The sequence below is a fragment of the Phenylobacterium zucineum HLK1 genome (assembly GCF_000017265.1).
Classification (GTDB): Bacteria; Pseudomonadota; Alphaproteobacteria; order Caulobacterales; family Caulobacteraceae; genus Phenylobacterium; species Phenylobacterium zucineum.
Genome location: NC_011144.1, coordinates 3011502 through 3034440, shown reverse-complemented (window position 1 = coordinate 3034440; position 22939 = coordinate 3011502). Strand labels below are relative to the sequence as shown.

General features: G+C 72.0%; 30 protein-coding genes. 22 read left to right on the top strand and 8 right to left on the bottom strand.

The genetic code is table 11. From position 1 onward, the window contains the following. Nucleotides 1-119: 119 nt before the first annotated feature. From PHZ_RS23185 to PHZ_RS14655, 5 genes are all read left to right on the top strand, one after another. Entirely contained in the window at nucleotides 120-257 is a 138-nt protein-coding gene (locus tag PHZ_RS23185; protein WP_183281866.1) for a hypothetical protein, read from the top strand. After that, complete coding sequence (locus PHZ_RS14670) at nucleotides 254-1351, top strand: 2OG-Fe(II) oxygenase family protein (RefSeq protein WP_012523193.1); 1098 nt, start codon at nucleotides 254-256, stop codon at nucleotides 1349-1351. The genes PHZ_RS23185 and PHZ_RS14670 overlap by 4 nt, the downstream gene beginning before the upstream one ends. Then, the gene (pal, locus tag PHZ_RS14665) at nucleotides 1348-1884 is read left to right on the top strand and encodes a peptidoglycan-associated lipoprotein Pal (protein WP_012523192.1); all 537 of its coding nucleotides are present in this window, start codon (nucleotides 1348-1350) and stop codon (nucleotides 1882-1884) included. The genes PHZ_RS14670 and pal overlap by 4 nt, the downstream gene beginning before the upstream one ends. A 78-nt stretch (nucleotides 1885-1962) precedes the next feature. Then, nucleotides 1963-3423: an amidohydrolase gene (locus tag PHZ_RS14660; RefSeq protein ID WP_012523191.1), complete on the top strand. Its 1461-nt coding sequence runs from the start codon at nucleotides 1963-1965 to the stop codon at nucleotides 3421-3423. A gap of 90 nt (nucleotides 3424-3513) precedes the next feature. Then, the gene (locus PHZ_RS14655) at nucleotides 3514-3891 is read left to right on the top strand and encodes a VOC family protein (RefSeq protein WP_012523190.1); all 378 of its coding nucleotides are present in this window, start codon (nucleotides 3514-3516) and stop codon (nucleotides 3889-3891) included. Between the two features lie 12 nt (nucleotides 3892-3903). On the opposite strand, the gene PHZ_RS21815 is transcribed toward PHZ_RS14655, so the two are convergent. Continuing rightward, a complete protein-coding gene (locus PHZ_RS21815) occupies nucleotides 3904-4686 on the bottom strand; it encodes a hypothetical protein (protein WP_012523189.1) in 783 nt (260 codons plus the stop codon). A 246-nt stretch (nucleotides 4687-4932) separates the two neighbouring features. Here PHZ_RS21815 and PHZ_RS14645 point away from each other — a divergent pair, with 246 nt between their 5' ends. From PHZ_RS14645 to PHZ_RS14615, 7 genes are all read left to right on the top strand, one after another. Then, on the top strand, nucleotides 4933-5352 hold the full coding sequence (locus tag PHZ_RS14645) for a DUF983 domain-containing protein (protein ID WP_012523188.1): 420 nt from the start codon (nucleotides 4933-4935) through the stop codon (nucleotides 5350-5352). Between the two features lie 52 nt (nucleotides 5353-5404). After that, nucleotides 5405-5899 carry a nuclear transport factor 2 family protein gene (locus PHZ_RS14640; protein WP_012523187.1) on the top strand — a complete coding sequence of 165 codons (495 nt, stop codon included), beginning with the start codon at nucleotides 5405-5407 and terminating at the stop codon, nucleotides 5897-5899. After that, nucleotides 5896-6603 carry a LamG-like jellyroll fold domain-containing protein gene (locus PHZ_RS14635; protein WP_148216881.1) on the top strand — a complete coding sequence of 236 codons (708 nt, stop codon included), beginning with the start codon at nucleotides 5896-5898 and terminating at the stop codon, nucleotides 6601-6603. Before PHZ_RS14640 ends, PHZ_RS14635 begins: the two co-directional genes overlap by 4 nt. 21 nt (nucleotides 6604-6624) lie before the next feature. Continuing rightward, nucleotides 6625-7020, top strand: coding sequence for a cupin domain-containing protein (locus PHZ_RS14630; protein WP_012523185.1), 396 nt, complete (start codon nucleotides 6625-6627; stop codon nucleotides 7018-7020). Nucleotides 7021-7074: 54 nt separating this feature from the next. Next, nucleotides 7075-8304, top strand: a complete 1230-nt coding sequence (locus PHZ_RS14625) for an MFS transporter (RefSeq protein ID WP_012523184.1) — start codon at nucleotides 7075-7077, stop codon at nucleotides 8302-8304. A 53-nt stretch (nucleotides 8305-8357) separates the two neighbouring features. After that, nucleotides 8358-9710 (top strand): MFS transporter, encoded by a 1353-nt coding sequence (locus tag PHZ_RS14620; protein ID WP_012523183.1) that lies wholly within the window; start codon nucleotides 8358-8360, stop codon nucleotides 9708-9710. 83 nt (nucleotides 9711-9793) lie between these two features. Then, nucleotides 9794-11002, top strand: a complete 1209-nt coding sequence (locus tag PHZ_RS14615; protein ID WP_012523182.1) for a cation:proton antiporter domain-containing protein — start codon at nucleotides 9794-9796, stop codon at nucleotides 11000-11002. Between the two features lie 3 nt (nucleotides 11003-11005). Here PHZ_RS14615 and PHZ_RS14610 read toward each other — a convergent pair whose 3' ends face one another. Further along, nucleotides 11006-11248, bottom strand: a complete 243-nt coding sequence (locus PHZ_RS14610; RefSeq protein ID WP_041373576.1) for a hypothetical protein — start codon at nucleotides 11246-11248, stop codon at nucleotides 11006-11008. A gap of 17 nt (nucleotides 11249-11265) precedes the next feature. Continuing rightward, entirely contained in the window at nucleotides 11266-11451 is a 186-nt protein-coding gene (locus tag PHZ_RS14605; RefSeq protein WP_330218137.1) for a hypothetical protein, read from the bottom strand. A 249-nt stretch (nucleotides 11452-11700) separates the two neighbouring features. Here PHZ_RS14605 and PHZ_RS14600 point away from each other — a divergent pair, with 249 nt between their 5' ends. The 3 genes from PHZ_RS14600 (at nucleotide 11701) to PHZ_RS14590 (ending at nucleotide 12373) form a co-directional block, all read left to right on the top strand. Then, a complete protein-coding gene (locus tag PHZ_RS14600) occupies nucleotides 11701-11910 on the top strand; it encodes a cold-shock protein (protein ID WP_012523181.1) in 210 nt (69 codons plus the stop codon). A gap of 68 nt (nucleotides 11911-11978) precedes the next feature. Next, nucleotides 11979-12164 carry a hypothetical protein gene (locus tag PHZ_RS14595; protein WP_041373575.1) on the top strand — a complete coding sequence of 62 codons (186 nt, stop codon included), beginning with the start codon at nucleotides 11979-11981 and terminating at the stop codon, nucleotides 12162-12164. Further along, the gene (locus tag PHZ_RS14590; RefSeq protein ID WP_041373574.1) at nucleotides 12161-12373 is read left to right on the top strand and encodes a hypothetical protein; all 213 of its coding nucleotides are present in this window, start codon (nucleotides 12161-12163) and stop codon (nucleotides 12371-12373) included. Before PHZ_RS14595 ends, PHZ_RS14590 begins: the two co-directional genes overlap by 4 nt. Nucleotides 12374-12399: 26 nt before the next feature. Here PHZ_RS14590 and PHZ_RS14585 read toward each other — a convergent pair whose 3' ends face one another. Both PHZ_RS14585 and PHZ_RS21810 read right to left on the bottom strand, forming a co-directional pair. Beyond that, nucleotides 12400-12870 carry an SgcJ/EcaC family oxidoreductase gene (locus tag PHZ_RS14585; RefSeq protein WP_041373573.1) on the bottom strand — a complete coding sequence of 157 codons (471 nt, stop codon included), beginning with the start codon at nucleotides 12868-12870 and terminating at the stop codon, nucleotides 12400-12402. A 107-nt stretch (nucleotides 12871-12977) separates the two neighbouring features. Then, nucleotides 12978-13715: a LytTR family DNA-binding domain-containing protein gene (locus tag PHZ_RS21810; RefSeq protein WP_148216880.1), complete on the bottom strand. Its 738-nt coding sequence runs from the start codon at nucleotides 13713-13715 to the stop codon at nucleotides 12978-12980. 93 nt (nucleotides 13716-13808) lie between these two features. On the opposite strand from PHZ_RS21810, the gene PHZ_RS14575 reads away from it, so the two are divergent. The 3 genes from PHZ_RS14575 to PHZ_RS14565 are packed head-to-tail and all read left to right on the top strand — an operon-like array spanning nucleotide 13809 to nucleotide 15332. Further along, complete coding sequence (locus tag PHZ_RS14575) at nucleotides 13809-14159, top strand: ArsR/SmtB family transcription factor (protein WP_012523179.1); 351 nt, start codon at nucleotides 13809-13811, stop codon at nucleotides 14157-14159. Next, entirely contained in the window at nucleotides 14143-14676 is a 534-nt protein-coding gene (locus tag PHZ_RS14570; RefSeq protein ID WP_201765254.1) for an SRPBCC family protein, read from the top strand. Before PHZ_RS14575 ends, PHZ_RS14570 begins: the two co-directional genes overlap by 17 nt. Next, nucleotides 14673-15332, top strand: coding sequence for a glutathione S-transferase family protein (locus PHZ_RS14565; RefSeq protein WP_041373572.1), 660 nt, complete (start codon nucleotides 14673-14675; stop codon nucleotides 15330-15332). The genes PHZ_RS14570 and PHZ_RS14565 overlap by 4 nt, the downstream gene beginning before the upstream one ends. Before the next feature lie 39 nt (nucleotides 15333-15371). Here PHZ_RS14565 and PHZ_RS14560 read toward each other — a convergent pair whose 3' ends face one another. Continuing rightward, nucleotides 15372-15917 (bottom strand): RcnB family protein, encoded by a 546-nt coding sequence (locus PHZ_RS14560; RefSeq protein WP_012523176.1) that lies wholly within the window; start codon nucleotides 15915-15917, stop codon nucleotides 15372-15374. 154 nt (nucleotides 15918-16071) lie between these two features. Between PHZ_RS14560 and PHZ_RS14555 the strand changes: the two genes are divergently transcribed. After that, a complete protein-coding gene (locus PHZ_RS14555; protein WP_012523175.1) occupies nucleotides 16072-16851 on the top strand; it encodes a class I SAM-dependent methyltransferase in 780 nt (259 codons plus the stop codon). A 10-nt stretch (nucleotides 16852-16861) separates the two neighbouring features. Here PHZ_RS14555 and PHZ_RS14550 read toward each other — a convergent pair whose 3' ends face one another. Further along, nucleotides 16862-19081 carry a S9 family peptidase gene (locus PHZ_RS14550; RefSeq protein ID WP_012523174.1) on the bottom strand — a complete coding sequence of 740 codons (2220 nt, stop codon included), beginning with the start codon at nucleotides 19079-19081 and terminating at the stop codon, nucleotides 16862-16864. A gap of 59 nt (nucleotides 19082-19140) precedes the next feature. After that, a complete protein-coding gene (locus tag PHZ_RS14545; RefSeq protein ID WP_012523173.1) occupies nucleotides 19141-20922 on the bottom strand; it encodes a DUF885 domain-containing protein in 1782 nt (593 codons plus the stop codon). Between the two features lie 91 nt (nucleotides 20923-21013). Here PHZ_RS14545 and PHZ_RS14540 point away from each other — a divergent pair, with 91 nt between their 5' ends. From PHZ_RS14540 to PHZ_RS14530, 3 genes are read left to right on the top strand one after another with little or no spacing between them, the layout of a single operon-like run. Beyond that, nucleotides 21014-21703, top strand: coding sequence for a HupE/UreJ family protein (locus PHZ_RS14540; protein WP_012523172.1), 690 nt, complete (start codon nucleotides 21014-21016; stop codon nucleotides 21701-21703). Further along, entirely contained in the window at nucleotides 21700-22284 is a 585-nt protein-coding gene (locus PHZ_RS14535; protein ID WP_012523171.1) for a hypothetical protein, read from the top strand. The genes PHZ_RS14540 and PHZ_RS14535 overlap by 4 nt, the downstream gene beginning before the upstream one ends. 45 nt (nucleotides 22285-22329) lie before the next feature. Next, nucleotides 22330-22905: a hypothetical protein gene (locus PHZ_RS14530; protein ID WP_012523170.1), complete on the top strand. Its 576-nt coding sequence runs from the start codon at nucleotides 22330-22332 to the stop codon at nucleotides 22903-22905. Nucleotides 22906-22939: the final 34 nt, after the last annotated feature.

Genomic DNA, 22939 nt, shown 5'->3' with positions numbered 1-22939 from the left:
ATGCTTGGCCGCGGTCGCGGGGCGGGGGATCACTCCCGCCGTGGTTCGCCCGCCCATGGAGAGACCCGCGCATCCCCCACGGTGCGGGTCGGAGGGCGAACCCGTCTGCGAGAACCCCGATGGATCGGACCGTCCTGCTCTGGCTCTTCGCCCTGATCCTGGCCGTGGCGCTGACGACGATCTGCGCCCGGCTGATCGGCGCGGTGGGACGCCGCCTGGGCGCGACGGGCCCCGCGCCGGGGGAGGATCGGGAATGAGGCTCCTGCTCGGCGCGCCCGCGCCGATGTTCACCGCGCCGACGCTGACCTCGCCGACCTTCGCGCTCGGCTCGACGGCCGGCCGCTTCGTCCTGCTCGGCTTCCTGCCGACCGATCGGCAGGCCCGGGGCGAGGTGCTGGGCCAGCTCGCGGCCAACCGGTCGCTGTTCACCGACGCCGCCCTGACGGCGTTCCTGATCACGCCGGGCGTGGACGACCTCCCCGAGGCCCGCGACGGGGGCGGGCTGCGATGGTTCCTGGATCCCGACGGCGCGGTGCGGCGCCTCTACGGAGCGTTGGAGGCGGACGGCCGCGAGCACGCCGTCTGGGTCCTGCTGGACCCCATGCTGCGGGTCTATGCGCTGGCGCCGATGCACCGCACCGAGGCGTTCATGGCGCGCCTGCGCGCGCTGCCGGCGCCCGAGGATCATGCCCGCGTCGCGGTGCATGCGCCGGTGCTGATCGTGCCGAGGATCTTCGAGCCGACGCTCTGCCGCGCCATGATCGAACACTACGAGCGGCGCGGCGGCTCGCCCTCGGGCGTGATGCGCGACGTGGGCGGGCGCACGGTCGGCGTCCTCGACGACTTCAAGAAGCGCCGGGACGCGCCGGTGGACGACGAGCGCCTGCTGCAGGCCATGCGGACGGCCATCGCCCACCGCCTCCTGCCCGAGGTGCAGCGGGCGTTCCAGTTCGCCGCCACGCGCGTCGAACGCTACATCGTGGCCTGCTACGACGCCGCCGAGGGCGGCTATTTCCGGCCGCACCGCGACAACACCACGGCGGGCACCGCGCACCGCAAGTTCGCCGTCTCGATCAATCTCAACGCCGAGGACTACGAGGGCGGCGACCTCCGCTTCCCGGAATTCGGGTCCCGGACCTACCGCGCGCCGACGGGCGGGGCGGTGGTCTTCTCCTGCAGCCTGCTTCACGAGGCGACGCCGGTCACCCGGGGCCGCCGCTACGCCTCGCTGCCGTTCCTCTACGACGAGGCCGGCGCGCGCGTCCGCGAGCAGAACCGCCATCTGCTGCAGAGCGATCCGCCGCCGCCGCCCGTCGCCGCACCTGTTCCAGCTGGGGAAGCCGTCACATGACCGCCAAGTTCGCCACCGTCCTGATCACCGCCGCCGCGGCGCTGTCGCTGGGCGCCTGCGCCAGCCGGCCGAAGGCCGCCGCGCCGACCGTTCCGCCCGCGGCGTCGGCTCCCGCAGAGACTGCGGCGCCTGCCCCGGCGCCGGCCATGGGCGCGGTCGTCCCCGGCTCGCAGGAGGATCTCGCCGCGAACGCCGGCGAGCGCGTCTACTTCGCCCTCGACAGCGACCTCCTCGACGCCGAGGCGCGCTCGGTCCTGCAGCTCCAGGCGGCCTGGCTGCAGCGCAATCCGACGGTCCGGGCGCGGATCGAGGGGAACGCCGACGAACGCGGCACGCGCGAATACAACCTCGCCCTCGGCGCGCGCCGGGCCCAGGCCGCCCGCCAGTTCCTGATCCGCAGCGGCGTCGACTCGACCCGGCTCGAGACGATCTCGTACGGCAAGGAGCGGCCGATCGATCCCGGTTCGACCGAGGAAGCCTGGGCGCGCAACCGGAACGCCCGCACGGTGGTCATCGGCCTCGGAGAACGCTGAGAAGGACCGCAGGGGGCTTTCCGCCGCCGCACAGCCTGCTAGACCGTTGGCCTCAGTTCAGTGGAGTGGGGGCGAGCGATGAAGCGTATCCTTCTGGGCGCCGTGGCGGCGGTGGCGATCGTGACGGCGCCGGCGGCGGCGGCCGAGCTTTCGGCGCAGGACAAGAGCCAGATCCTGCAAACCGTCGAGAAGGGCGGGCCGCGGCTGGGCGAAGTCGCCAAGCAGATCTGGGACTACGCCGAGGTCGGCTACCAGGAGCACAAGAGCTCGGCCCTGCTGCAGTCCGAGCTCAAGAAGGCCGGCTTCAAGGTCGAGGCGGGCGTCGCCGGCATGCCCACCGCCTTCGTCGCCAGCTTCCGGACGGGCGATGGCCCGGTGATCGGCATCCTTGCCGAATACGACGCCCTGCCGGGCCTGGCCCAGGCGGCCACGCCCGCGCGCAAGCCCCTGCCGGGCGTGGCGGGCCACGCCTGCGGCCACCACGTGTTCGGCGCCGCCTCGGTGCAGGCGGCGATCGCCCTGTCCCAATGGATGAAGGCCAACGGCGTCAAGGGCGAGGTGCGGGTGTACGGGACGCCTGCCGAGGAGGGCGGCTCGGGCAAGGTCTACCTGGTCCGCGAGGGCCTGTTCAAAGACGTGGACGCCACGCTGCACTGGCACGCCGGCGACGCCAACGACGCCAGCCAGGGCGTGAGCCTGGCCAACATCAGCGGCAAGTTCCGGTTCAGCGGCGCCGCCTCGCACGCCTCGGGCGCGCCGTGGCGCGGGCGCTCGGCCCTGGACGCCGTCGAGGTGATGAACGTCGCGGTGAACATGCTGCGCGAGCACGTGCCGGACGGCACGCGGATCCACTACGTGATCACCGACGGGGGCCAGGCGCCGAACGTCGTCCCGGAGAAGGCCGAGGCCTACTACTACGTCCGCCACCGCGACCCGCAGGTCGTGCGCGACGTGATGGCACGGGTGCAGAAGGCCGCCGAAGGCGCGGCGCTCGCCACCGAGACCAAGGTCGCCTTCGAGCAGACCGGCGGCGTCTACAACATGCTGCCCAACGAGACCCTGGCCCGGGTGATGGACCAGAACCTGCGCGAGGTGGGCGGGGTCGTCTGGAACGCCGAGGAGCGCGCCTTCGCCGAGGCCATGAAGCCCCTGCTGCCGCCCTCGAAGGCGACGCTGGAGAGCGCCGCCGAGGTGCAGCCGCTGCGGATCGGCGGCGACGGCGGCGGCTCGACCGACGTGGCCGACGTCAGCTGGGTGACGCCGACCGTGGGCATGCGCGCGGCGGTGTGGGTGCCCGGCACCCCGGCGCACAGCTGGCAGGCGGTGGCCGCCGGCGGCACCTCCATGGCCACCAAGGGCGGCGTGGTGGCGGCCAAGACGCTGGCCCTGACCGGGGCGGCCCTGTTCCGCGATCCGGCCCTCATCGAGAAGGCCAAGGCCGAACTCCACGAGAAGCGCGGGCCGGACTTCACCTACCAGGCCATGGTCGGCGACCGCGCCCCGCCGCTCGACTACCGCGCCAAGCCCGGCGCGGAGTAGGGGCGGGCCAGCGCCGCCGGACTGGCCCCTGCGCCCGCGGGCTCGGGCGCCCACATTGGGCGTTCAAGCTCTGCTGGCGGAGGCCATTCCATGTTTGACCACCTGTCTCTCGGCGTGCGCGACCTCGCCGCCGCGCGCCGCTTCTACGACGCCTTTCTGGGTCCACTGGGCGTGGCGGCGTCCCTGGAGAACGAGAAGGAGCTGGCCTACGGCCCGGGTGGGATCGGCGGCCATCTCTATCTTTACCCGGTTGCGGGCGCCCAGGTGGCCGGCCTTGGAACCCACGTCGCGTTCTCGGCCGGCGACCGGGCCGAGGTGAACGCCGCCTACGATGCGGCGGTGGCGGCGGGGGCGACCCCCGTCCGGCCGGCGGGCCCGCACCCGGACATCGCCCCGGACTATTACGGGTGCGTGCCGCTGGATCCCGACGGCAACAAGCTCGAGATCGTCGCCGTCACCATGCACTGAGCCCGGCGGGCCTCACCAGCCGCGGTATCGGTAGGGCGGCGGATAGGCCGGCGCGGGGCGGTAGTAGGCGTCCTGCTCCTCCTCCCAGGCCCGGCGGCGGTCCTCCTCGTAGCGACGGCGCTGGGCCTCGGCGTACTGGCGCTGGCGCTCGTCGGCCTCGAGCCGGCGCTGGCGCTCGGCCTCCTCGGCGATCCGCTGGCGCTGGGCGTCGGCCGCGGCGGCCTGGGCCCTGGCCGCTTCGAGCTGGGCCTGGGCGATGGCCTGTTCGCGAGCCTCCTGCTCGGCGCGCATCTTCGCCTCGGTCTGCGCCTGGGCGCTCGCCCGGGCCTGGGCGGCGATCTGGGCGCCGCAGATCCGCAGGTCGGTGAGCCCCTGGCCCGAGCCCGCCAGCGACACGCCCAGCGGCTCGTCGGCCAGCCAGGCCACGTCCAGGCTCGAGCCCCGGCGCAGGGCCGCCTCGGTCTCCTCGGACAGGATGAGCTCGCCGGCGTCTCCGTCCGGGCCGCGCAGCATCAGGTTGGAGTAGCGTGCGCCGTCCACCCGGACCGGCAGGAAGGCCCGCTCGGGCAGGCCGGGCTTGGAAAAGCGCAGGCTGAGGATCTCGCCGTCCGAGGCCAAGGTCACAGGCGTCACGGCGCCCGAGCGCCCGACCAGGTCGAGCTGGACGCGGCACGAGGCCTCGGCCGGGGTGACGATCCAGGGCGGGCCTGCCGCCGGGACGGCCGGCTGGGCAGAGGCCTGGGTGGGGGCTGCGGCCAGCAAGGTCACGGCCGCGACGGGAATCAGCGTCTTCAACGGGCGGCTCCTGGGCTATCGCGAGCGTGGGGCTGTCGCGAGCGTAGCGCGGCTGCGGCGCGGGGAGGGTGCGGCCGGCGGTCGCGGAGCCCCCCGCTCCGACGCCAGGGCGCCAAGGAGCCAGAACCCCGATGAACGGGGCATGAGCGGGCGCGTCAGACGGTCGCCCGGCGGGCGAACGCGACCACGAAAGCCTATATCAGGGGCGACCCGGCGGCCCGGCCGCCAGCTTGTGGAGTATCCGCCATGGCTTCCCGTCCCGCTCTCCCGCGCACCCTGCGGACCGGCCTGCGCTGCCGCTGTCCCCGCTGCGGCGAGGGGCGGCTGTTCTCGGGCTTCCTGACCGTGGCCGATCGCTGCGAGGCGTGCGGACTGGACTACGGCTTCGCCGATCCCGCCGACGGGCCGGCCTTCTTCGTGATGAGCGGCGTCAGCATCGTGGTGACCGCGGTCTGGGGTGTCTGGGCGGCGACGGTCCAGCCGCCGATCTGGCTGCAGTTCGCGGTGGTCGTTCCGGCCCTGGTGGGCGGATGCCTGGCGGCGTTGCGGCCCGTGAAGGCCTGGATGGTGGCCGAGCAGTATGTCCACAAGGCCGAAGAGGCCCGCTTCGAGAGCCACGGAACCCACGGCAAGGCGCCTGAAGGCTACAAGTCCGGCCGGCGGTGACGGCGCGCCCGCGTCCGGCCTATACCGCAGGGGAGGCTTGCGGGAGGACGCGATGGGCGAGAGCAACGGCTGGGCGCGGCGCGCGGCGCTGGGCCTCATCCTGGCGGCGGGGCTCGCCGGCCCCGCCCTGGCGCAGGCGCCCGCCTCGGATCCGGCCTTCGATCCGGCGGCGGAGGAGGCGGCGATCCGCAAGGTGATCGCCGACATGGAGGCCGCCTGGAACCGCGGCGACTTCCGCGGCTACATGGACGGCTTCCTCAATCCCGGCGTCGTGTTCGTCTCCAAGGGCCGCTTCCAGGACGGCTGGCAGGGGACGCTGGACCACTACGTCCGCGACTACGGCGGCGATCCGGCGCGGCGCGGGACGCTGCATTTCTTCGACATCCAGGTGCAGATGCTGGCCCCCGACGCGGCCCAGCTGATCAGCCGCTACCGCCTGGACCGGCCGGAGGCCCCGCAGGACGGGATCAACACGCGGCTGATGCGCAAGGTCGGGGGGCGCTGGGTGATCGCGCTGAACCACGTCTCGTCCAGGGAAGTCCCGTGAGGCGCCGCGAGGTGCTGGCGGGCGCCGGGGCGGCGGCGCTGGGCGGACCGGCGGCCGCGCGGCTGCGGGAGACGCTCTGGACGCTGGACCGCCTGGAGCGGATTGGAGGACACGCGCCCCAGGTGCTGGGCGCTCCGAAGCTGTCGGACAGCCCCTGGGGGCCGGCGGCGGCGTTCGACGGCGAGGACGACGCCCTGCTGGTCCCCGAGCATCCGCTGGCCGGCGCGGGGGCCTTCACCATCGAGGCCCTGATCCGGCCGGACGGCGGCCGGATCGAGCAGCGCTGGCTGCACCTGGCGCAGGATGCGGAGGACCCCGGCGTCTCGGGCGGGACGCGGATGCTGTTCGAAATCCGCGTGGCCGGGGCCGGCTGGTACCTGGACGCCTTCATCAAGGGCCCGGGCTACGCCCTGACGCTGGTCGCGCCCGAGAAGCTGCATCCGCTGGGCGAGTGGCGGCGGGTGACGCAGGTCTGCGACGGGCGGCGCTATGCGGCCTTCGTGGACGGCGTGCTGCAGGCGCAGGGGCAGGTCGACTTCAAGCCGCAGGGGCCGGGCCGCACCTCCATCGGCGTGCGGATGAACCGGGTGGACTGGTTCCGTGGCGCGATCCGCGAGCTGCGCTTCATGCCGCAGGCGGTGTGGCCAGGCGCGGTTGACGGCCATCAAGGCGGGCCTTCGGGCGTCGGAGCAGGGTCGCCGTGACACATACGGAGAGTCTCTTCCATGCTGGGCTTCGTCGCCGACATCGAGGATCTGACGGCGGACAACACCGACTACCGGCGCGTGCTCTATACCGGCCGGCACCTGCAGCTCGTGCTGATGTGCCTGAAGGAGGGCGAGGAGATCGGCGAGGAGGTGCACGACGACCGCGACCAGTTCTTCCGCATCGAGGCGGGCGTGGGGGCGGTCGTGATCGACGGCGAGCGCACGCCTGTGGAGGCGGACGATGCGATCATCGTGCCCGCCGGGGCCCGGCACAACGTCATCAACACCGGGGCCAAGCCGCTGCGGCTCTACACGATCTACGGACCCCCCGAGCACAAGGACAAGCTGGTGCGGAAGACCAAGGCCGAGGCCGACGCCGCCGAGGCGCACTTCGACGGCGTGACGACGGAATAGTCATCCGAGTAAGCTCCGGGCGGAACCCCCGCCGCGCCGGGCCATTGCCTCGCCATGCTTGACGCCGTGCGCCCCGTGCGCAGCCTGCTCGTGGCCATCTTCGTGCTGATGGCCGGGGCGGGATCCATCTCGACCCTGGCCAGCGTGCGGCTGGAAGCGGCGGGGGCGGGCGCGCCGCTGATCGGCCTGGTCGGCGCGGCCTACTTCGCGGGCCTCACGCTGGGCTCGCTGCGGGCGCCGGCGATGATCCGGCGGGTGGGCCACATCCGCGCCTTCGCCGCCTTCGTCTCGCTGCTGTCGGCCAGCACCCTGGCCTACGTCCTGCACCAGGGTCCGGCGCTGTGGCTGCCGCTGCGGCTGGTGGACGGGATCTGCATCGCAGGCGTCTACGTCTGCCTCGAGAGCTGGCTGAACGACCGCGCCGAGCCACGCGAGCGGGGCGCGGTGCTGGGCGGCTACATGATCTCGCTCTACGCGGGACAGGCGGTGGGCCAGTTCCTGCTGAACGTCAGCGACGTCAGCGCCGCGCGACCCTTCCTGCTGGCCTCGATCCTGATCTCCCTGGCGGTGCTGCCGGTGACGCTGACGAAGTCGCCGGGGCCGACGTTGGGCGAGTTCCACGCGCTGTCGCTTCGCCGCCTCTACGCCGCCTCGCCCCTGGGCCTCGTGGGCACGGCGGCGGCGGGCCTGGTGCTGGGGGCGTTCTACGCCCTGGGCGCGGTCTACGCCCGGCGCATCGGGCTGGGCCTGGCCGAGGTGGCCGGCTTCATGAGCGCGGTGATCCTCGGGGGCGTCGCCCTGCAGTGGCCGCTGGGCTGGCTGTCGGACCGCTTCGACCGCCGCGCGGTGATCGTGTGGAGCCTGGCCGGGACGGTGGTGACGGCCGCGGGCCTGGCGCTGGCCGGCGCGCCCGGCGTGCTCCTGCTGCTCGGCGGCGGCCTGTTCGGCGGCCTCAGCTTCGCGCTCTACCCCCTGTGCGTGGCCCACACCAACGACCACCTCTCGCCCGAGCAGCGGGTGGCGGCCAGCGGCGGTCTCGTCCTGGTCTACTCGGTCGGCGCGGCGATCGGGCCCTTGGCCGGCGGGGCCGCCCTGGCGGCGTTCGGCGCGCCCGGGCTCTTCGGCGCAGTGGCCGTCTTCGCCGCCGCCGCGGTCGCCTTCGGCCTCTGGCGCCTGCGGGTGCGCCCGTCGCCGCCGGAGGAGGCGCAGCAGCCCTACCAGCCGCGACCGCACACCACGCCCATGGCCGCCGCCCTCGACCCGCTGTCGCCGGAAGAAACCTGAGCGTGCGTCGGAACGGCCCCGCCGCGCGTTAGAGGCGCGACGGGAGGATACGGATGGATCGAGAGGCCACGTCCCCCGGCGTGCTGCGCCGGGCCATCGCCGCCTCGGCGGTGGGCAACGCCACCGAGTGGTTCGATTACGGGATCTACGCCTACGGGGTGACCTACATCTCGGCGGCGCTGTTTCCGGGGGAGGCGGCGCAGGCGACGCTGTTCGCGTTGGCGACGTTCGCGATCTCGTTCCTGGTGCGGCCGCTGGGGGGCTTCTTCTGGGGCCCGCTGGGCGACCGCCTGGGGCGCAAGAGCGTGCTGGCGCTGACGATCCTGATGATGGCCGGGGCGACGTTCTGCGTCGGCCTGATCCCCTCGTACGACGTGATCGGCGTCTGGGCGACGGCGATCCTGATCGGCCTGCGGATGGTGCAGGGCTTCTCTACGGGCGGGGAGTACGGCGGTGCCGCGACGTTCATGGCGGAGTACGCGCCCGACGACCGGCGCGGCTTCTACGGCAGCTTCCTGGAAGTGGGCACCCTGGCGGGCTTCTCGTTCGGGGCCCTGCTGATGCTGGGCTTCTCGCTGCTGCTGGGGAACGAGGCCATGCACGAGTGGGGCTGGCGGCTCCCCTTCCTCGTCGCCGGGCCCATGGGCCTGATCGGCATGTACCTGCGCTCGAAGATGGAGGACACGCCGGTGTTCCGCGAGGCCGAGGCGGCCGGCGAGGCCAGCCGGGAGAGCACATCGCTCCGCACCCTCCTGCGGGCCTACCGGCGTCCGCTGCTGGTGATGAGCGGCCTCGTGATCGCGCTGAACGTCGTGAACTACACCCTGCTCAGCTACATGCCGACCTACCTCGAGCGGCGGCTGGGGCTTTCGACCCAGGAGGCGCTGTTCGTCCCCATCGTCGGCATGCTGTTCATGATGGTCCTGCTGCCCTTCGCGGGCGCGCTTTCGGACCGGGTGGGGCGCAAGCCGCTGTGGTGGTTCTCGCTGATCGGCCTGTTCGTCTTCGTGACCCCGCTCTACCACCTGATGTCGATGAGCTTCGCCGGGGCCATCGTGGGCTTCGCCGTGCTGGGGCTGCTCTACGCGCCGCAGCTGGCGACCATCTCGGCGACCTTCCCGGCCATGTTCCCGACCCCGGTCCGCTTCGCGGGCTTCGCCATCGCCTACAACGTGGCCACCTCGCTGTTCGGCGGCACGGCGCCGGCGGCCAACTCCTGGCTGATCGAGCGGACCGGCGATGCGGCCATGCCGGCCTACTACATGATGGCCGCGTGCGTGGTGGGCATGGTGGCGCTGTGGTTCACCCTTGAGACCGCCGGACAGTCGCTGCGCGGCGCCCACATCCCCGGCAGCGAGGCCGCCCGTCGCGCCCAGGCCGCGCGCGCGCCGGCGGGCGCCGCCTGACACGGCCAAGGTTTTCGGCCCCTCGCGGGTTGACCTGAAGGCCCGCGCCCTGCACCTCGGTCCCTGCAGAACAGGGAGAGCCGATGCCGCACGACGACAGCCTGATCCTCACGCTCGTGGCGGGCTTCGTGCTCGCATTCGTCCTTGGGATGCTGGCGCTGCGGTTCAAGCTGTCTCCGATCGTCGGATACCTCCTGGCCGGCGTGGTCGTCGGCCCCTTCACCCCCGGCTGGACCGCCGACACCGCGCTGGCGGCGCAGCTCGCCGAGGTGGGCGTGATCCTGCTGATGTTCGGGGTCGGCCTGCACTTCTCGCTCCAGGACCTGATGCGCGTGCGCAAGGTGGCCCTGCCCGGCGCGGTGGTGCAGATCGCGGCGGCCACGGCGCTCGGCTGGGGCGTGGGCCGGTTGATCGGCCTGGGCGACGCCGAGGCCGCGCTGATGGGCTTCTCGCTGTCGGTCGCCTCGACGGTGGTGCTGCTGCGCGCGCTGGAGGAGCGCAAGGCCGTAAAGGGCGAGGCCGGCCAGATCGCGGTCGGCTGGCTGATCGTCGAGGATCTGGTGATGGTCCTGGCCCTGGTGCTGATCCCGCTGATCGCCAGCGCCGCCGGGACGTTCGACGGGGGCCAGATCGCCATGAAGCTGGGCGGCACGATCCTGAGCGTCACGGTGTTCGTGGCGTTCATGCTGCTGGTCGGCGGACGGGTGCTGCCCTGGGTGCTGGTGCGGATCGCCCACACCCGCTCGCGCGAGCTGTTCACCCTGGGCGTGCTCGCGATCTCGCTGGGGATCGCCTACCTGGCCTACGCCGTCTTCGGCGCCTCGTTCGCCCTGGGCGCGTTCATCGCCGGCGTGGTGCTGAACGGCACGCCCCTAGGCCACAACGCCGCCGAGCGGGCGCTGCCGCTGCGCGACGCCTTCGCCGTGCTGTTCTTCGTCTCGGTGGGGATGCTGTTCGACCCGTGGGTGCTGTTGGAGCAGCCCGTCGCCGTCGCCGCGGTCGTGGCGATCATCGTGGCCGGCAAGTCGGCCGCCGCCCTGGTCATCACCAGCGTCTTCAAGCTGGAGAAGCGGGCCAGCCTGCTGATCGCCGCCAGCCTCGCCCAGATCGGCGAGTTCTCGTTCATCCTGGCCGGCGTGGGCCTGGGCCTGCAGGTGCTGAGCCGCGAGACCCACGACCTGGTGCTGGCCGGGGCGCTGATCTCGATCGTGCTGAACCCGTTCGTCTTCAGGCTGGCGGACAAGCTCGCGCCGCCGCCGCCGCCCCCGCCGGAAGCGCCGGCCGCGGCCTAGACGTCAGGACCCGCCGCGGTCGAGGGTGCTCTCGGCGACGCCGCCCTGCTCGACCTTCACGTCCAGGAAGCGCATCTCGCCGTCCGAGAAGCTGATGTCCGAGACGGCCAGCGCGCGGTCGCGCTTCAGATGGCTGACGTCGCTGAGCGTCAGGCGCAGCGTCATGGATCCGCGCGATACGCCCTCGGCCTCGGCGGCCTCGATCTGCCGGCGGAAGTCAGCGGCCGGGGAGCCGCGGCGCGGCATAGGTCTTGCGGGAGCTTTCATTGGCCGGTCCAGAAACCGTGTTCGCCGCTGACCCGCACCTGACAGGCGCCGCCGCCGTCCTGGATCTCGCGCGCCCGCCGGTTGGCCGCCGCCTTGGCGATTTCCTTGTCCGGGGAGTGGCCGAACAGATCGCCCCCCAGTTCGACCGCCCACACGCCGTCGCGTCGGGCGACTGTGAGCACCGCCCTGTCCAATGTCATTCGCATGCTGCACCTTAGCACAGCGGGGCTCCTGTGTCAGTTCTGGGAAAATAAAACTTGCAGACGGTCCTGATGAGGACCATTATTGCTAAATCAAATCTCGTTTTGGCTCGCGCGCCATCCCGGCCGGTCGTAATTTCTCGGCTCCGGATTCGTCTTCCGACCCTCTCCGAAAATTTGATCTCACAGCCCATTCCGGGCGTGAGGACTCATGTCCGAAAGGGACGAAACATGACGATCGGCACCGTGAAGTGGTTCAACGGCCAAAAGGGCTTCGGTTTCATCCAGCCCGACGACGGCGGCAATGACGTGTTCGTGCACATCTCGGCCGTCGAACGCGCCGGCATGTCGAACCTGTCCGAGGGTCAGAAGGTGAGCTTCGAGCTCCAGAAGGACTCGCGCAGCGGCAAGATGTCGGCCGAGCAGCTGCAGTCCGCCTAGGACCGCAGCCACCGCGGACGGCCCGCCCGGCGGGCCGTACCGCTCTCCAGATCGAAAGCAGGCGCGCCATGGCGCCCATCCAATACGACACCCGCCGCGACGCCCGCGGCTGGACGGTGTTCGACCGCTGGACCGGCCAGACGGTGATGCTGGGCTTCAGCGCCCAGGCCGGGCTGTCGTGGGTCGAGGCCGACGACCTGGCCTACCGCCTCAACCGGCGCCGGCTGAAGGGCGACCGGACCCTGCTGCAATGACGCCCGACCAGCCGCACCGCTGCACCGTGCAGCTCACGCCTGGCGGCGCGCCGTTCCTGGCCTTCGAGCCGGCCACCGGCGCCGTCTCCTCGTACAGCAATTCGCTCTTCACCCTCGACCTGCGCGAAGGCGCCACCGTCGAGGAGGCCGAGGCGCTGGCCCGGCACATCAACGGCCTCCTGGCCGGGGTCTCCGCCACCGTCTTCTGAGGCAGGGTCTCCTTGGCCTGGGTGGTTCAGTCCGCGGGATAGGCGCGCACCGCCCTCAGCTTCCAGCCGCCCTCCGCGCGCACCGCGAGCGAGAGGTTGTCGAAGCGGCGGACCAGCTTCCAGGTCCCGTCGGCCTGCCGCTCCTCGACGCGCACCTCGAGGTCGTTCAGGACCAGGTCCGGCGAAAGGGCCTCCATTCCCTTCAATTCGCTCACATGGCGCATCACGCCCGCCCGCGTTCCGAAGGCCCGGGCGAAGTAGGCGCGGATCTCGTCCCGTCCACGGCTGGTCCGCCCTCCCGCGGCGCCCACCAGCAGGCTGGCGTCAGGGGCGTAGTGCGCCGCCATGGCGTCTGCGTCGGCAGCGTTCCAGGCCCGATCGGCGTCGACGCTCAGCAGGCGGAGCGCCACGGCGTCGGCGTGGGAGGGGGGCGCGGCGTGGGCCTGGGCGGTGAGGGCAACAGCGGCGAGCGCCGCGAGGACGGGCAGGGGTTTCATGGATCGGATCTTCCGGACCGGACGAGGCGCCGGCGGCGGGCGGATGCCGGACGGCGCGGTCGGACGCCAATCCGGATTTCGCGAGCGGCGGCCGCGTTTCGCCGGCGTCAGTCGCCGAGCAGGCCGGTCTGCCGGGCGGCGAGGGCGTAGGTGCGGCTGACCGGAACGCGCAGGCCGCGGTCGAGCACCAGCACCGTGCGCTCCCCGATGCGCTCCACCCGGCGCACGGCGTCCCTTGCGACCCACCACGAGCGGTGCACCTGGACGCCCGAATCTCCCAGTGCGCGGACCGCGTCCGAGAAGCGGTGATGGATCAGCGTGTCGCCGGCGGGCCCGTGGACGCGCAGGTAGTGGTCCTCGGCGGACAGGGCGAGGACGGGGCGCCGCAGCTCCGGCGGCAGGACGGGAGGTTCGGCGGGCGGCGATGGGCGCGGGCCGCGGACGACGACGAGCGGAACGAACAGCCCCAACGCCACCACGGCGACATAGCCGTAGGTCTCGGCCAGGGAACGGGGCGTCAGCACGCCGCCGACCCTCAGCAGGCCCTCGGCGTAGGCGACCTCGAAGGTGGTCGGGACCGCGCCCAGCGCCGAAGCCGTCGCCGCCTGGAGAAGAAGCGGCCAGCGGCGGACGGCCCGCGAGAGCCGCAGCGCCTGGAAGGCGGTGGCGGTCTGCGCCCACATCAGCACCGTGAGCACGAGCCAATAGGCCCAGCGTTCCGCCGGCGCCAGGTCGGTGAAGGTGCCGAAGGGGCCCAGGAAGGCGAGCGCCGCGCCCACGGCCAGGGCGACAGCCGCGCCCCGCGCCCACCAGCCGGTCCCGGTCATCATCGGATCCGCCCCCACGCGCCGGCTATAGCAGAAGAACGGCGTGCGACGAGAGTTGACTCCGCCGCTCCGGCAGTATTTAACGACTACGCTAATTAACGACGGTGTTAAATGCAGGTCGCGGACCCCCTGAGCATCACCCTCCAGGCGCTGGCCGATCCGACGCGACGGGCGATCCTGGCGCGTCTGGCGCAGGGCGAGGCGACGGTGAACGAGCTGGCCGAGCCGTTCGACATCAGCCTGCCGGCGGTGTCGCGCCACCTGAAGGTGCTGGAACAGGCGGGGCTGATCAGCCGGGGGCGCGAGGCCCAGTGGCGCCCGGCGCGGCTGGAGGCCGGACCGCTGAAGGACCTGGACGGCTGGCTCGCCCACTACCGCCGGTTCTGGGAGGGCAGCTTCGACAAGATGGACGCCTACCTGGCGACCCTCACGAAAGGGAACCCCGATGGACGCAAGAGCTGAGCTGGGCGTGCGGCGCCTCGATCCCGGCCCCGATCCCGGCATGCCGCTGCGGGACGACGAGCTGCTGATCGTCCGGCACTTCGATGCGCCGCTGCCGCTGGTGTTCCGCATGTGGGAGGACGCCGTCCACCGCGCCAACTGGTGGGCGCCGCGGGGCTGCCGCTGCATCCACTTCAGCCACGAGTTCCGCGAAGGCGGCCGGTGGCGGGCGGGCTTCGTGTCCGACCAGTACGGCGAGAACTGGCACGAGGGCGTCTATCGCCAGATCGACCGCGACAGGCGCATCGTCTTCACCTTCGTCTGGGACGAGGGGCCGGCCAAGGGCGTCGAGACGACGGTGACCGTGACCTTCGCCGAGGCGCACGGCGGCACGATCCAGACCTTCCACCAGACCCCGTTCACCGACGTCGAGCGGCGCGACAGCCACATCGCCGGCTGGAGCGGACTGCTGGACCGGCAACAGGCCTATGTCGAAGCCAAGATCGCCGACCAGACTCAAGCAGGAGACGCCTCATGATCACGCTCTACGCCTTCAAGTGGGTCCCGGCGTTCGCCCAGGGGCTGGTGCGCGACCTGCGGGTGCGCTGGGCCCTTGAAGAAGCGGGGATCCCCTATCGCGAGAAGCTGCTGGGCCTGGGCGACCAGGACAAGCCCGAGTACCGGGCCATCCAGCCCTGGGGACAGGTGCCCGCCATCGAGGAGGACGGGCGGGTGATGTTCGAGAGCGGCGCCATCGTGCTGTACATCGCCGAACGCTCGGAGGCGCTGATGCCCCGGGACGCCGAGGGGCGGGCGAAGACCCTGCAGTGGGTGGTCGCCTCGCTGGACAGCCTCGACAGCTACATCGGTCCGCTGTCGGATATCGACCTCTTCCACGCCGGCGAGGCCTGGGCGGTCGAGCGGCGGCCGCAGGTGGTGGCCCAGATCGAGCGGCGGCTTGACGCTCTGGCGGGGCGGCTCGGCGGGCGCGATTATCTGGAGGGACGTTTCACCGCCGGCGACCTGATGCTGGCGACCGTGCTCAGGAACCTGCGGGAGACCGACCTCGTCACCGCCCATCCGGTGCTGGGCCCCTACCTCGCCCGCTGCGAGGCGCGGCCGGCGTTCCAGCGCGCCCTGGACGCGCAGATGAAGCCCTTCCGCGAACACGCCGCCGAGTTCGAGGCGGCCTAGAACGAAGGAGCCCCCGGTCTCCCGGGGGCTCCTCACGCCTCACCAGCCGTTGGACACCACCTCGGCGATCAGCCCGGTGGCGAGCGCCATCAGCACGAAGTTGCCGTCGGCGTAGACCCAGCGGTGGCCGCGGGGCGGGGCGCGCAGGCCGTAGTAGTAGGGGTCCTGCACATAGTAGCTGCGGTAGGCCCGCGGCACGTAGGCGCCGCGCCGCCAGGCGTAGCTGCGCATGTAGGGCCGGTAGCCGTAGCCGGGCGCGTACCAGTACCCCTGGCGGTCGCCGCGATAGGCGCGCCATTCGGCCCGATCGCGCCAGGTCTCGGCGCGGCGCCGGTCGAAGCGCAGCTCGCGGCGGGCCTCGCGCACGTCCTGGCGGTCGCGCTCGATGGCGCGGCGCTCGCGAGGCGTGACCACGCCGTCGCGGCGGGCATCGTGGCGTTCGTCGCGCAGCTCGCGGCGTTCCTCGCGCAGCTCGCGCCGGCTTTCCCGGACCTCGCGGTCGCGGGGCTGGGCCATGGCCGCGGAGGTCGCGATCGGCCCGGCGGCGGTCAGCACCGCCACGGCGACTAGGAGAGACTTCTTCATCGGGTGCGTCCTTTCGGGTTCTGGCCCTGGTCGCCCGCACCCTCGCGCCCTCCGGCTGAACCCGCCTTGAACCTCGCCGGTCAGGTCCGGTTCAGCTTCCTGAGCCGCGGAAACCGGTGTTACGGTCGCGCCAAATCCCCGAGGGAGGCGCCGCATGGCCCGCAAGATCCTGCTTTCCGCATTGTCCGCCCTGCTGGTCGGCGCCGCCGGCGCGGCCCTGGCCCAATCCGCGTCCGCGCCCGCGTCCGGGCCCGCGCCCGCGCACCTGACCGCCGCCCTGGCCGACCCGGTCCGCCCGGCGGCCGACGTCAGCCGCGACGCGGTGCGCAAGCCCGCCGAGCTGCTGGCCTTCGCCGAGGTGAAGCCCGGACAGAAGGTGGCCGACTTCATCATGGGCGGCGGCTACTTCACCCGTATCCTCTCGGCGGCGGTTGGGCCGAAGGGCCACGTCTACGCCTACCAGCCGGACGAGTTCATCAAGTTCCAGGCGAGCTACGGCGAGAACCAGACCAAGGTGGTGGGCGACTACAAGAACGTCACCGCCAGCCGCGAGAGCCTGGGCGCGCTGGACCTGCCCGACGGGCTGGACCTGGTGTTCACTGTCCAGAACTACCACGACCTGCACCTGACCCCGTTCCCCAAGGAATGGGCCGGCCAGGTGAACGCCGAGATCTATAAGTCGCTGAAGCCCGGCGGCCTCTACGTGATTGTCGACCACGCCGCGACCGCCGGCTCGGGCCTCGAGCCGGCGATGAAGGTCCACCGGATCGATCCCGCCATCGTGCGCCAGGAGGTCGAGGCGGCGGGCTTCAAGTTCGAGGGCGAGACCCAGCTCCTGCGCAACCCCGAGGATCCGCTGACGGCCTCGGTGTTCGATCCCTCGATCCGCGGCCGCACCGACCAGTTCGCGATGAAGTTCCGCAAGCCGAAGTAGGGGAGAAGGCCTACCGGAGCTTGCGGTCGAAGAACTCCAGGGTCTGCATGGCCCGGTGCAGGCGGTTCATGGGCGTCCAGCCGCCGCGATGGCGCAGGCCGGGATAGACCATGGTCTCGAAGGGGACGCCCCGGGCCTGCAGGTCGAACATCACCCGCGTGGCGTGGTCGAAGGTCACGTTGTCGTCGGCCATGCCGTGGATCAGCAGCAGCGAGCCGGCCGGCAGGCGGTCCAGCCGCCGGACGACCTCGGACCTCTCGTAGCCCTCGGGGTTGTCCTTGGGCGTGCCCATGAACCGTTCTGTGTAGTGGGTGTCGTAGAGCGTCCAGTCGGTGACCGGGGCGCCCGCGACGCCGGCCTTGAACGGGCTGTCCGGCGCGGTGAGCAGCAGCAGGGTCATGTAGCCGCCGTAGGACCAGCCGGTGACGCCGATCCGCTCGGGATCGACATAGGGCAGGGTCTTCAGGAACTGCGCCCCCGCGATCTGGTCGTCGACCTCGAGCTGGCCGAGCTTGCGGTCGATGGCGGTCTTGAAGGCCGTGGACCGGTTGGGCGTGCCGCGGTTGTCCAGCTTGAAGAGGATGTAGCCGGCGTCCAGCAGGATCTGGTCCTCGGGGTTCTGCCAGCCGCGAGTGACCCGCGCGCTGCCGGGGCCGCCGTAGACCTGCACGATCACGGGATGCTTCTTCGCCGGGTCGAATCCCGGCGGCGTGCGCAGCGACCACCACAGGGGGCTGCCGTCGGCGGCCTTGATGGTCCCGTACTCGGGCGTGCGCAGCCGCGCTGCGTAGGGGTGGAAAGGGTGGCCCTCGGCCAGACGGTTCTCCTCGATCCAGCGCACGCGAGTCCCGTCGGCGCGGTAGAGCGCGGTCTGGGGCGGGGTCTGCGGGGCTTCGAACGTGCCGACGAAGGCGCCGCCGGCCCGGGCCACCTCGGCACTCCACCAGCCGCCGGCGGGCGTCAGCGCCCGGGGCTCGGCGGGCGCGCGGTACGAGACCTCATACAGGCGGCGCTCGATGGGCAGGTCCCGGTTGGCGGTGAAGATCGCCACGCCGCGGGCCTCGTCCACCCCCCGGAGCTCGGCCACGGGCCAGGCGCCCTTCGTCACCTGCCGGATCAACCGGCCGTCGGCGCGGTGCAGGTAGAGATGGCGGAAGCCCGATTTCTCGGATGACCACAGGAAGGTCCCGTCGGACAGCGGCTTGAAGTCGTCGGTGATGTCGACCCAGTGCGGGCTGGTCTCGGAAAGGATCACGCGGCCCTTGCCGGTGGCGGGGTCGACGGCGATCAGGTCCAACCGGCGCTGGTCGCGGCTCTGGCGCTGGACGTAGAGCGTGCGCCCGTCCTTCGACCAGTCCACGCGGGCGAGGTAGATGTCCGGATCGTCGCCCAGGTCGACCTTCGTGCGCGCGCCGGTGGCGACGTCCTGGACATAGAGCGTGACGACCGCGTTCGGCCGGCCGACCCGCGGATAGCGTTGGGCCACGACCTTGGCGCCCGTCGCGCCCACCTCGGGCCGCTCCACGATGTCGACGCCCGTCTGGTCGACGTGGGCGACGGCGATGCGCGCCTCGTCCGGGCTCCACCAGTAGCCGGTGTGGCGGTCCATCTCCTCCTGCGCGATGAACTCGGCGGTCCCCCAGCTCTTCAGCTCCGTGCCGCCCTGGGTCAGGGCGCGCTCGGCGCCGCCGGCCGCGGGCGTGACATAGAGATCGTCGTCGCGGACGTAGGAGACGAAGGAGCCCTTCGGCGAGACCTTGGCGTCGATCTCGTCGCCCGGCGTGCGGGTCAGACGGCGGACCTGGCCCGAACCGAGGTCATAGATGTAGAGGTCGCCCTCGACGGGGGCCAGGATCAGCCGGCCCTGGCTGTCCCACTCGTAGTCCACCACCCCGCGGGTCGCGACGCCGGCCCGCTCGCGCCGCGCCTTTTCGGCCTCGGACAGCTCGCGCGCCTCGGGCGCCAGCCGCTTGCCGTCGATCAGCATCCGCGGCTCGCCGCCGGCCACGTCGGCGATCCACAGGTCGGTGACCGTGAGGTCGTCGGCGCGGACCTTGATGTAGGTCACCGACCGCCCGTCCGGCGAGAGCTTCACGCCGCGGGCGCGGGGGCCGTTCAGGTCGGGGCTTTCGAAGACCCGCTTGGCCGGAACGGGGGGCGGGAGCTGTTCGGCGTGCGCCGCGGGCGCGGCGAGCACGGCGGCCGCGAGGGCGGCGATCAGGAGCTTCATGCCGCCTTTGAACAGGGCGGCGCGAGGCTTGGCAATCCGGCGGGCGATTCTGCGCCGGGCTAACGCTTCCGCGCGGCGATCCAGGCGGTGACGTGCCGGTCCAGCACGTCGAGGGGGACTTCGCCGTTCTCCAGCACCGCGTCGTGGAAGGCCCGCAGGTCGAAGTCGGCGCCCAGCTCGCGCTCGGCGCGCTCGCGCAGCTCGCGGATCTTGAGCTCGCCGTGCTTGTAGGCCAGCGCCTGGCCGCTATCGACCATGTAGCGGTTCACCTCGGCCTCGATGTTGCCGCGCGAGAGGGCGGTGTTCTCGAGCATGAACTGCACCGCCTGGTCGCGGGTCCAGCCCTTGGCGTGCAGGCCGGTGTCGACCACCAGGCGGGCGGCGCGCCACATCTCGTACGAGAGGCGGCCGAAGTCCTTCTCGGGCGTGTCGTAGAGCCCCATGTCGATGCCCAGGCGCTCGGAATAGAGGCCCCAGCCCTCGGTGAAGACGGTGAAGTTGACCGCGTGCTTGCGGAACTCGGGCAGGTCGAGCTCGCCCTGGATCGAGAGCTGCTGGTGGTGGCCGGGGACCGCCTCGTGGACGGTGAGCGCCGGCATCTCGAACAGCGGCCGCTGGTCCAGCTTGGAGGTGTTGACCCAGTAGATGCCCGGGACGGCGCCCGTCAGCGAACCGCGGGTGTAGTAGGCCGTAGTGGTGCCTGGCGCGGTGGCGGCCGGCACCTCCTTCACCGTGTAGGGGAGGCGGGGCAGGCGGCCGAACAGCTTGGGCATCTCGCCGTCGATGCGCTTGGCCAGCACCGAGGCGACCGCCATCAGCTCCTCGGGCGTCTTCGGGTAATAGCGCGGATCGGTGCGCAGGTGCTCGACATAGGCGGCGCGGTCGCCCGCAAAGCCCGAGCGCTTTACGACGGCGTCCATCTCGGCGCGGATGCGGGCCACTTCCGAGAGGCCGAGCTGGTGGATCTCCTCGGGCGTCCGGTCGGTCGTGGTCATCAGCCGGACCCGGTAGGCGTACCATTCGCGCCCGCCGGGCATCCCGGCGTCGCCGAAGGTCTGGCGGCACTTCGGCGCGTACTCGGAGCGGTAGAAGTCGTGGAGCTCGCGGTAGGCGGGGACGATCGCGGTCGCGATCAGGCCGCGCGCCCGCTCGGACAGGGCCGCCCACTGCGCCTCGGTGATGCTGGCCGGGCGGGGTTTCAGGAACGGGGCGTAGAGGTCGGACCTGGCGGGATCGTCCACGATGTGCACGGCGATGCCGCGCTCGAAGCCGACCATGGCGGCGCAGGGGTGGGTGGCGCCGGCCTTCACCAGGCTGCGCGTGGTCTCGATGGCCCTGCGGTTGTACTCGGGATAGGCGGCCAGCCGGGCGAGATAGCTCTCGAAGTCGGCCAGGTTGAACAGCGGCACGCGCTCGCCCAGGCGGGCGAAGTTGAGGTGCCAGCCGCGGCGGTTCGAGAACAGGATGGCCCGCTGCACGTGCCGGTTCTTCTCCACCTCGTTGGCGAGGTCCTGGCGCAGCAGCGCGTGGTTCAGTCGGTCGGCGGCGGAGAGCTGATCGGCGGGGATGGCGTCGAGCCGCCGGATGAAGGCCGCGGCCTCGGCGGCCTGCCGGTCCATGGCGGCCAGCGAGGGATCGCCCAACTGCGTGTCGTAGTCGCGCACGCCGAGCGTCGTGGCCTGCACCGGATTGTTCCGCAGATGCCAGGCCCAGTGGTCGGCCAGCACCGCCTTGAAGCTGTCGGCGGCCGGCCGGACGGGCGCCGTCTGGGCGGACGCGTTCTGGGCGTGAGCGGGCGCGAAGGCGACGAGCGCCAGGACGCAGGCGAGAACTCGGATCATGGAAGCCCCCCCGATGGCGCCCGAACAGACGGCGCCCCGTGGCGCCGGTCAACCGGCCGTGTAGGCTGTGCGCGACGGGGCAGGGGGAAGCATGCGGACCCGGACTCTTGGGCTGACGGCCGTGATGCTGGCCTGGCCGGCGCTGGCGCTGGCGCATGGCGTGGCAGACAAGGACGCGGCGTTCATCCAGGCCAACCCTGGCCCCCAGATCGTCCCGTTCCTCTATCTGGGCGCCAAGCACATGGTGACCGGCTACGATCACCTGCTGTTCCTGGCCGGGGTGATCTTCTTCCTGCATCGGCTGTCCTCGGTGGCGCTGTACGTCACCATGTTCAGCATCGGCCACAGCCTGACGCTGCTGGCCGGAGTGCTGGGCGGGCTGCACGTCGACGCCTTTCTCGTGGACGCCGTCATCGGCCTCTCGGTCGCCTGGAAGGCGCTGGACAACCTCGGGGCCTTCAGGACCTGGTTCGGGGTCCAGCCGGACAACCGGGCGGTCGTCCTCGGTTTCGGTCTCGTCCACGGCTTCGGCCTAGCGACCAAGCTGCAGGACCTGAGGCTGTCGACCGACGGGCTCCTGGCGAACCTGGTGGCGTTCAACGTCGGCGTCGAGGCGGGACAGATCCTGGCCCTGGCGCTCATTCTCGTGGCCATGGCCTGGTGGCGCGCCTCGGCCGGCTTCGCGCGGCAGGCTGTCGCCGCCAACCTCCTGCTGATGGCGGCGGGCTTCGTCCTCTTCGGCCAGCAGATGGCCGGCTTTGTCCTGGAGCGCGCCGCATGAGCCCCGAACGACGCAGGCTGCTGGGCCAGACGGCGGCTGCGCTGGTCGCCGCCGCGGCCGTCACGGTGCTCGTGGTGCTGCCGGCGGAGTACGGCCGTGACCCAACGGGCTTCGGGCGGCTGACGGGCCTGACGCGCCTGGCGGGCGAGCAGGCGGCGGTCCTCAGCGCCGAGGAGAGCGCCGCGGCGGCGGCCGTGCACCGGCCTGCCCCGGCGCCCTGGCGCTCGGACGTGCTCGAAATCCGGCTCGAGGCGGGCGGCGGCCCCGGGGCCGAGGTCGAGCGGAAGGTGTGGATGGAGCCCGGCCAGAGCTTCGTCTACGCCTGGGAGGCCGACGGCGAGGTCTATTCCGATTTCCACGGCGAGACCCTGCCCGAGCCGCGGATGGAGGTGATGACCTACCGCGTGGAGGATCCGCTCGCCGGCGGCGCGGCCAAGGTGGCGAACGGCGGGTTCGTCGCCCCCATGGCCGGGTTCCACGGCTGGTTCTTCCGCAATCTCGAGCCCCGTCCTGTCACCATCCGGGTGAAGCTGGCGGGATTCTACGAGCTGCGACCCTACGAGACGCCGAAACCGCGCTAGGCGCCGGTCCGCGGCGCCTATCGGAACGCCGCGCGTTGCGGACGGATGGACGATGCTTCCGCCCCCAAGCCGCCGGTCGAACTGGCGCGGCCGAACGTGAGGCTGAACGGCCCGGTCGACGACGCGATGCTGCGCGCCTTCCTCGAAGGCCTCTCGGCCGCGGAGGATCGCGGCGAGCCCCTGACGCTGGAGCTGACCACCAACGGCGGCGACGCCGACGTGGGCCGCCGGATCGCCGCCGACGTGCGGCTGTTCCGGGAGCGCACCGGACGGCGGACGCTCTTCCTCGGCAAGGCGATGGTCTATTCGGCGGGGGTGACGGTCCTGTCGGCGTTCGGCCGTCGTGACCGCTGGCTCGCCCGCGGTTGCGCCCTGCTGGTCCACTGCCGGCAGCTGAACCGCGCGGTGGAGCTGAACGGGCCGCTGCTGCTGGAGCGGGCGCGGGTGGAGGCGCTGCTCGGCGAGATCGACCTGGGCCTGCGGATCGAGGAGCAGGACTTCGCCACGCTGATCGAAGGCAGCCCCGTGCCCCTGGCCGAGCTCCTGGAGCGGGCGCAGTCGGGCTGGTATCTCGACGCCGACGAGGCCCTCCAGCGCGGCCTGATCGAGGGAATCCTCTAGCTCTCCGCCGGACGGAATCTGTGAACGCTGTTCT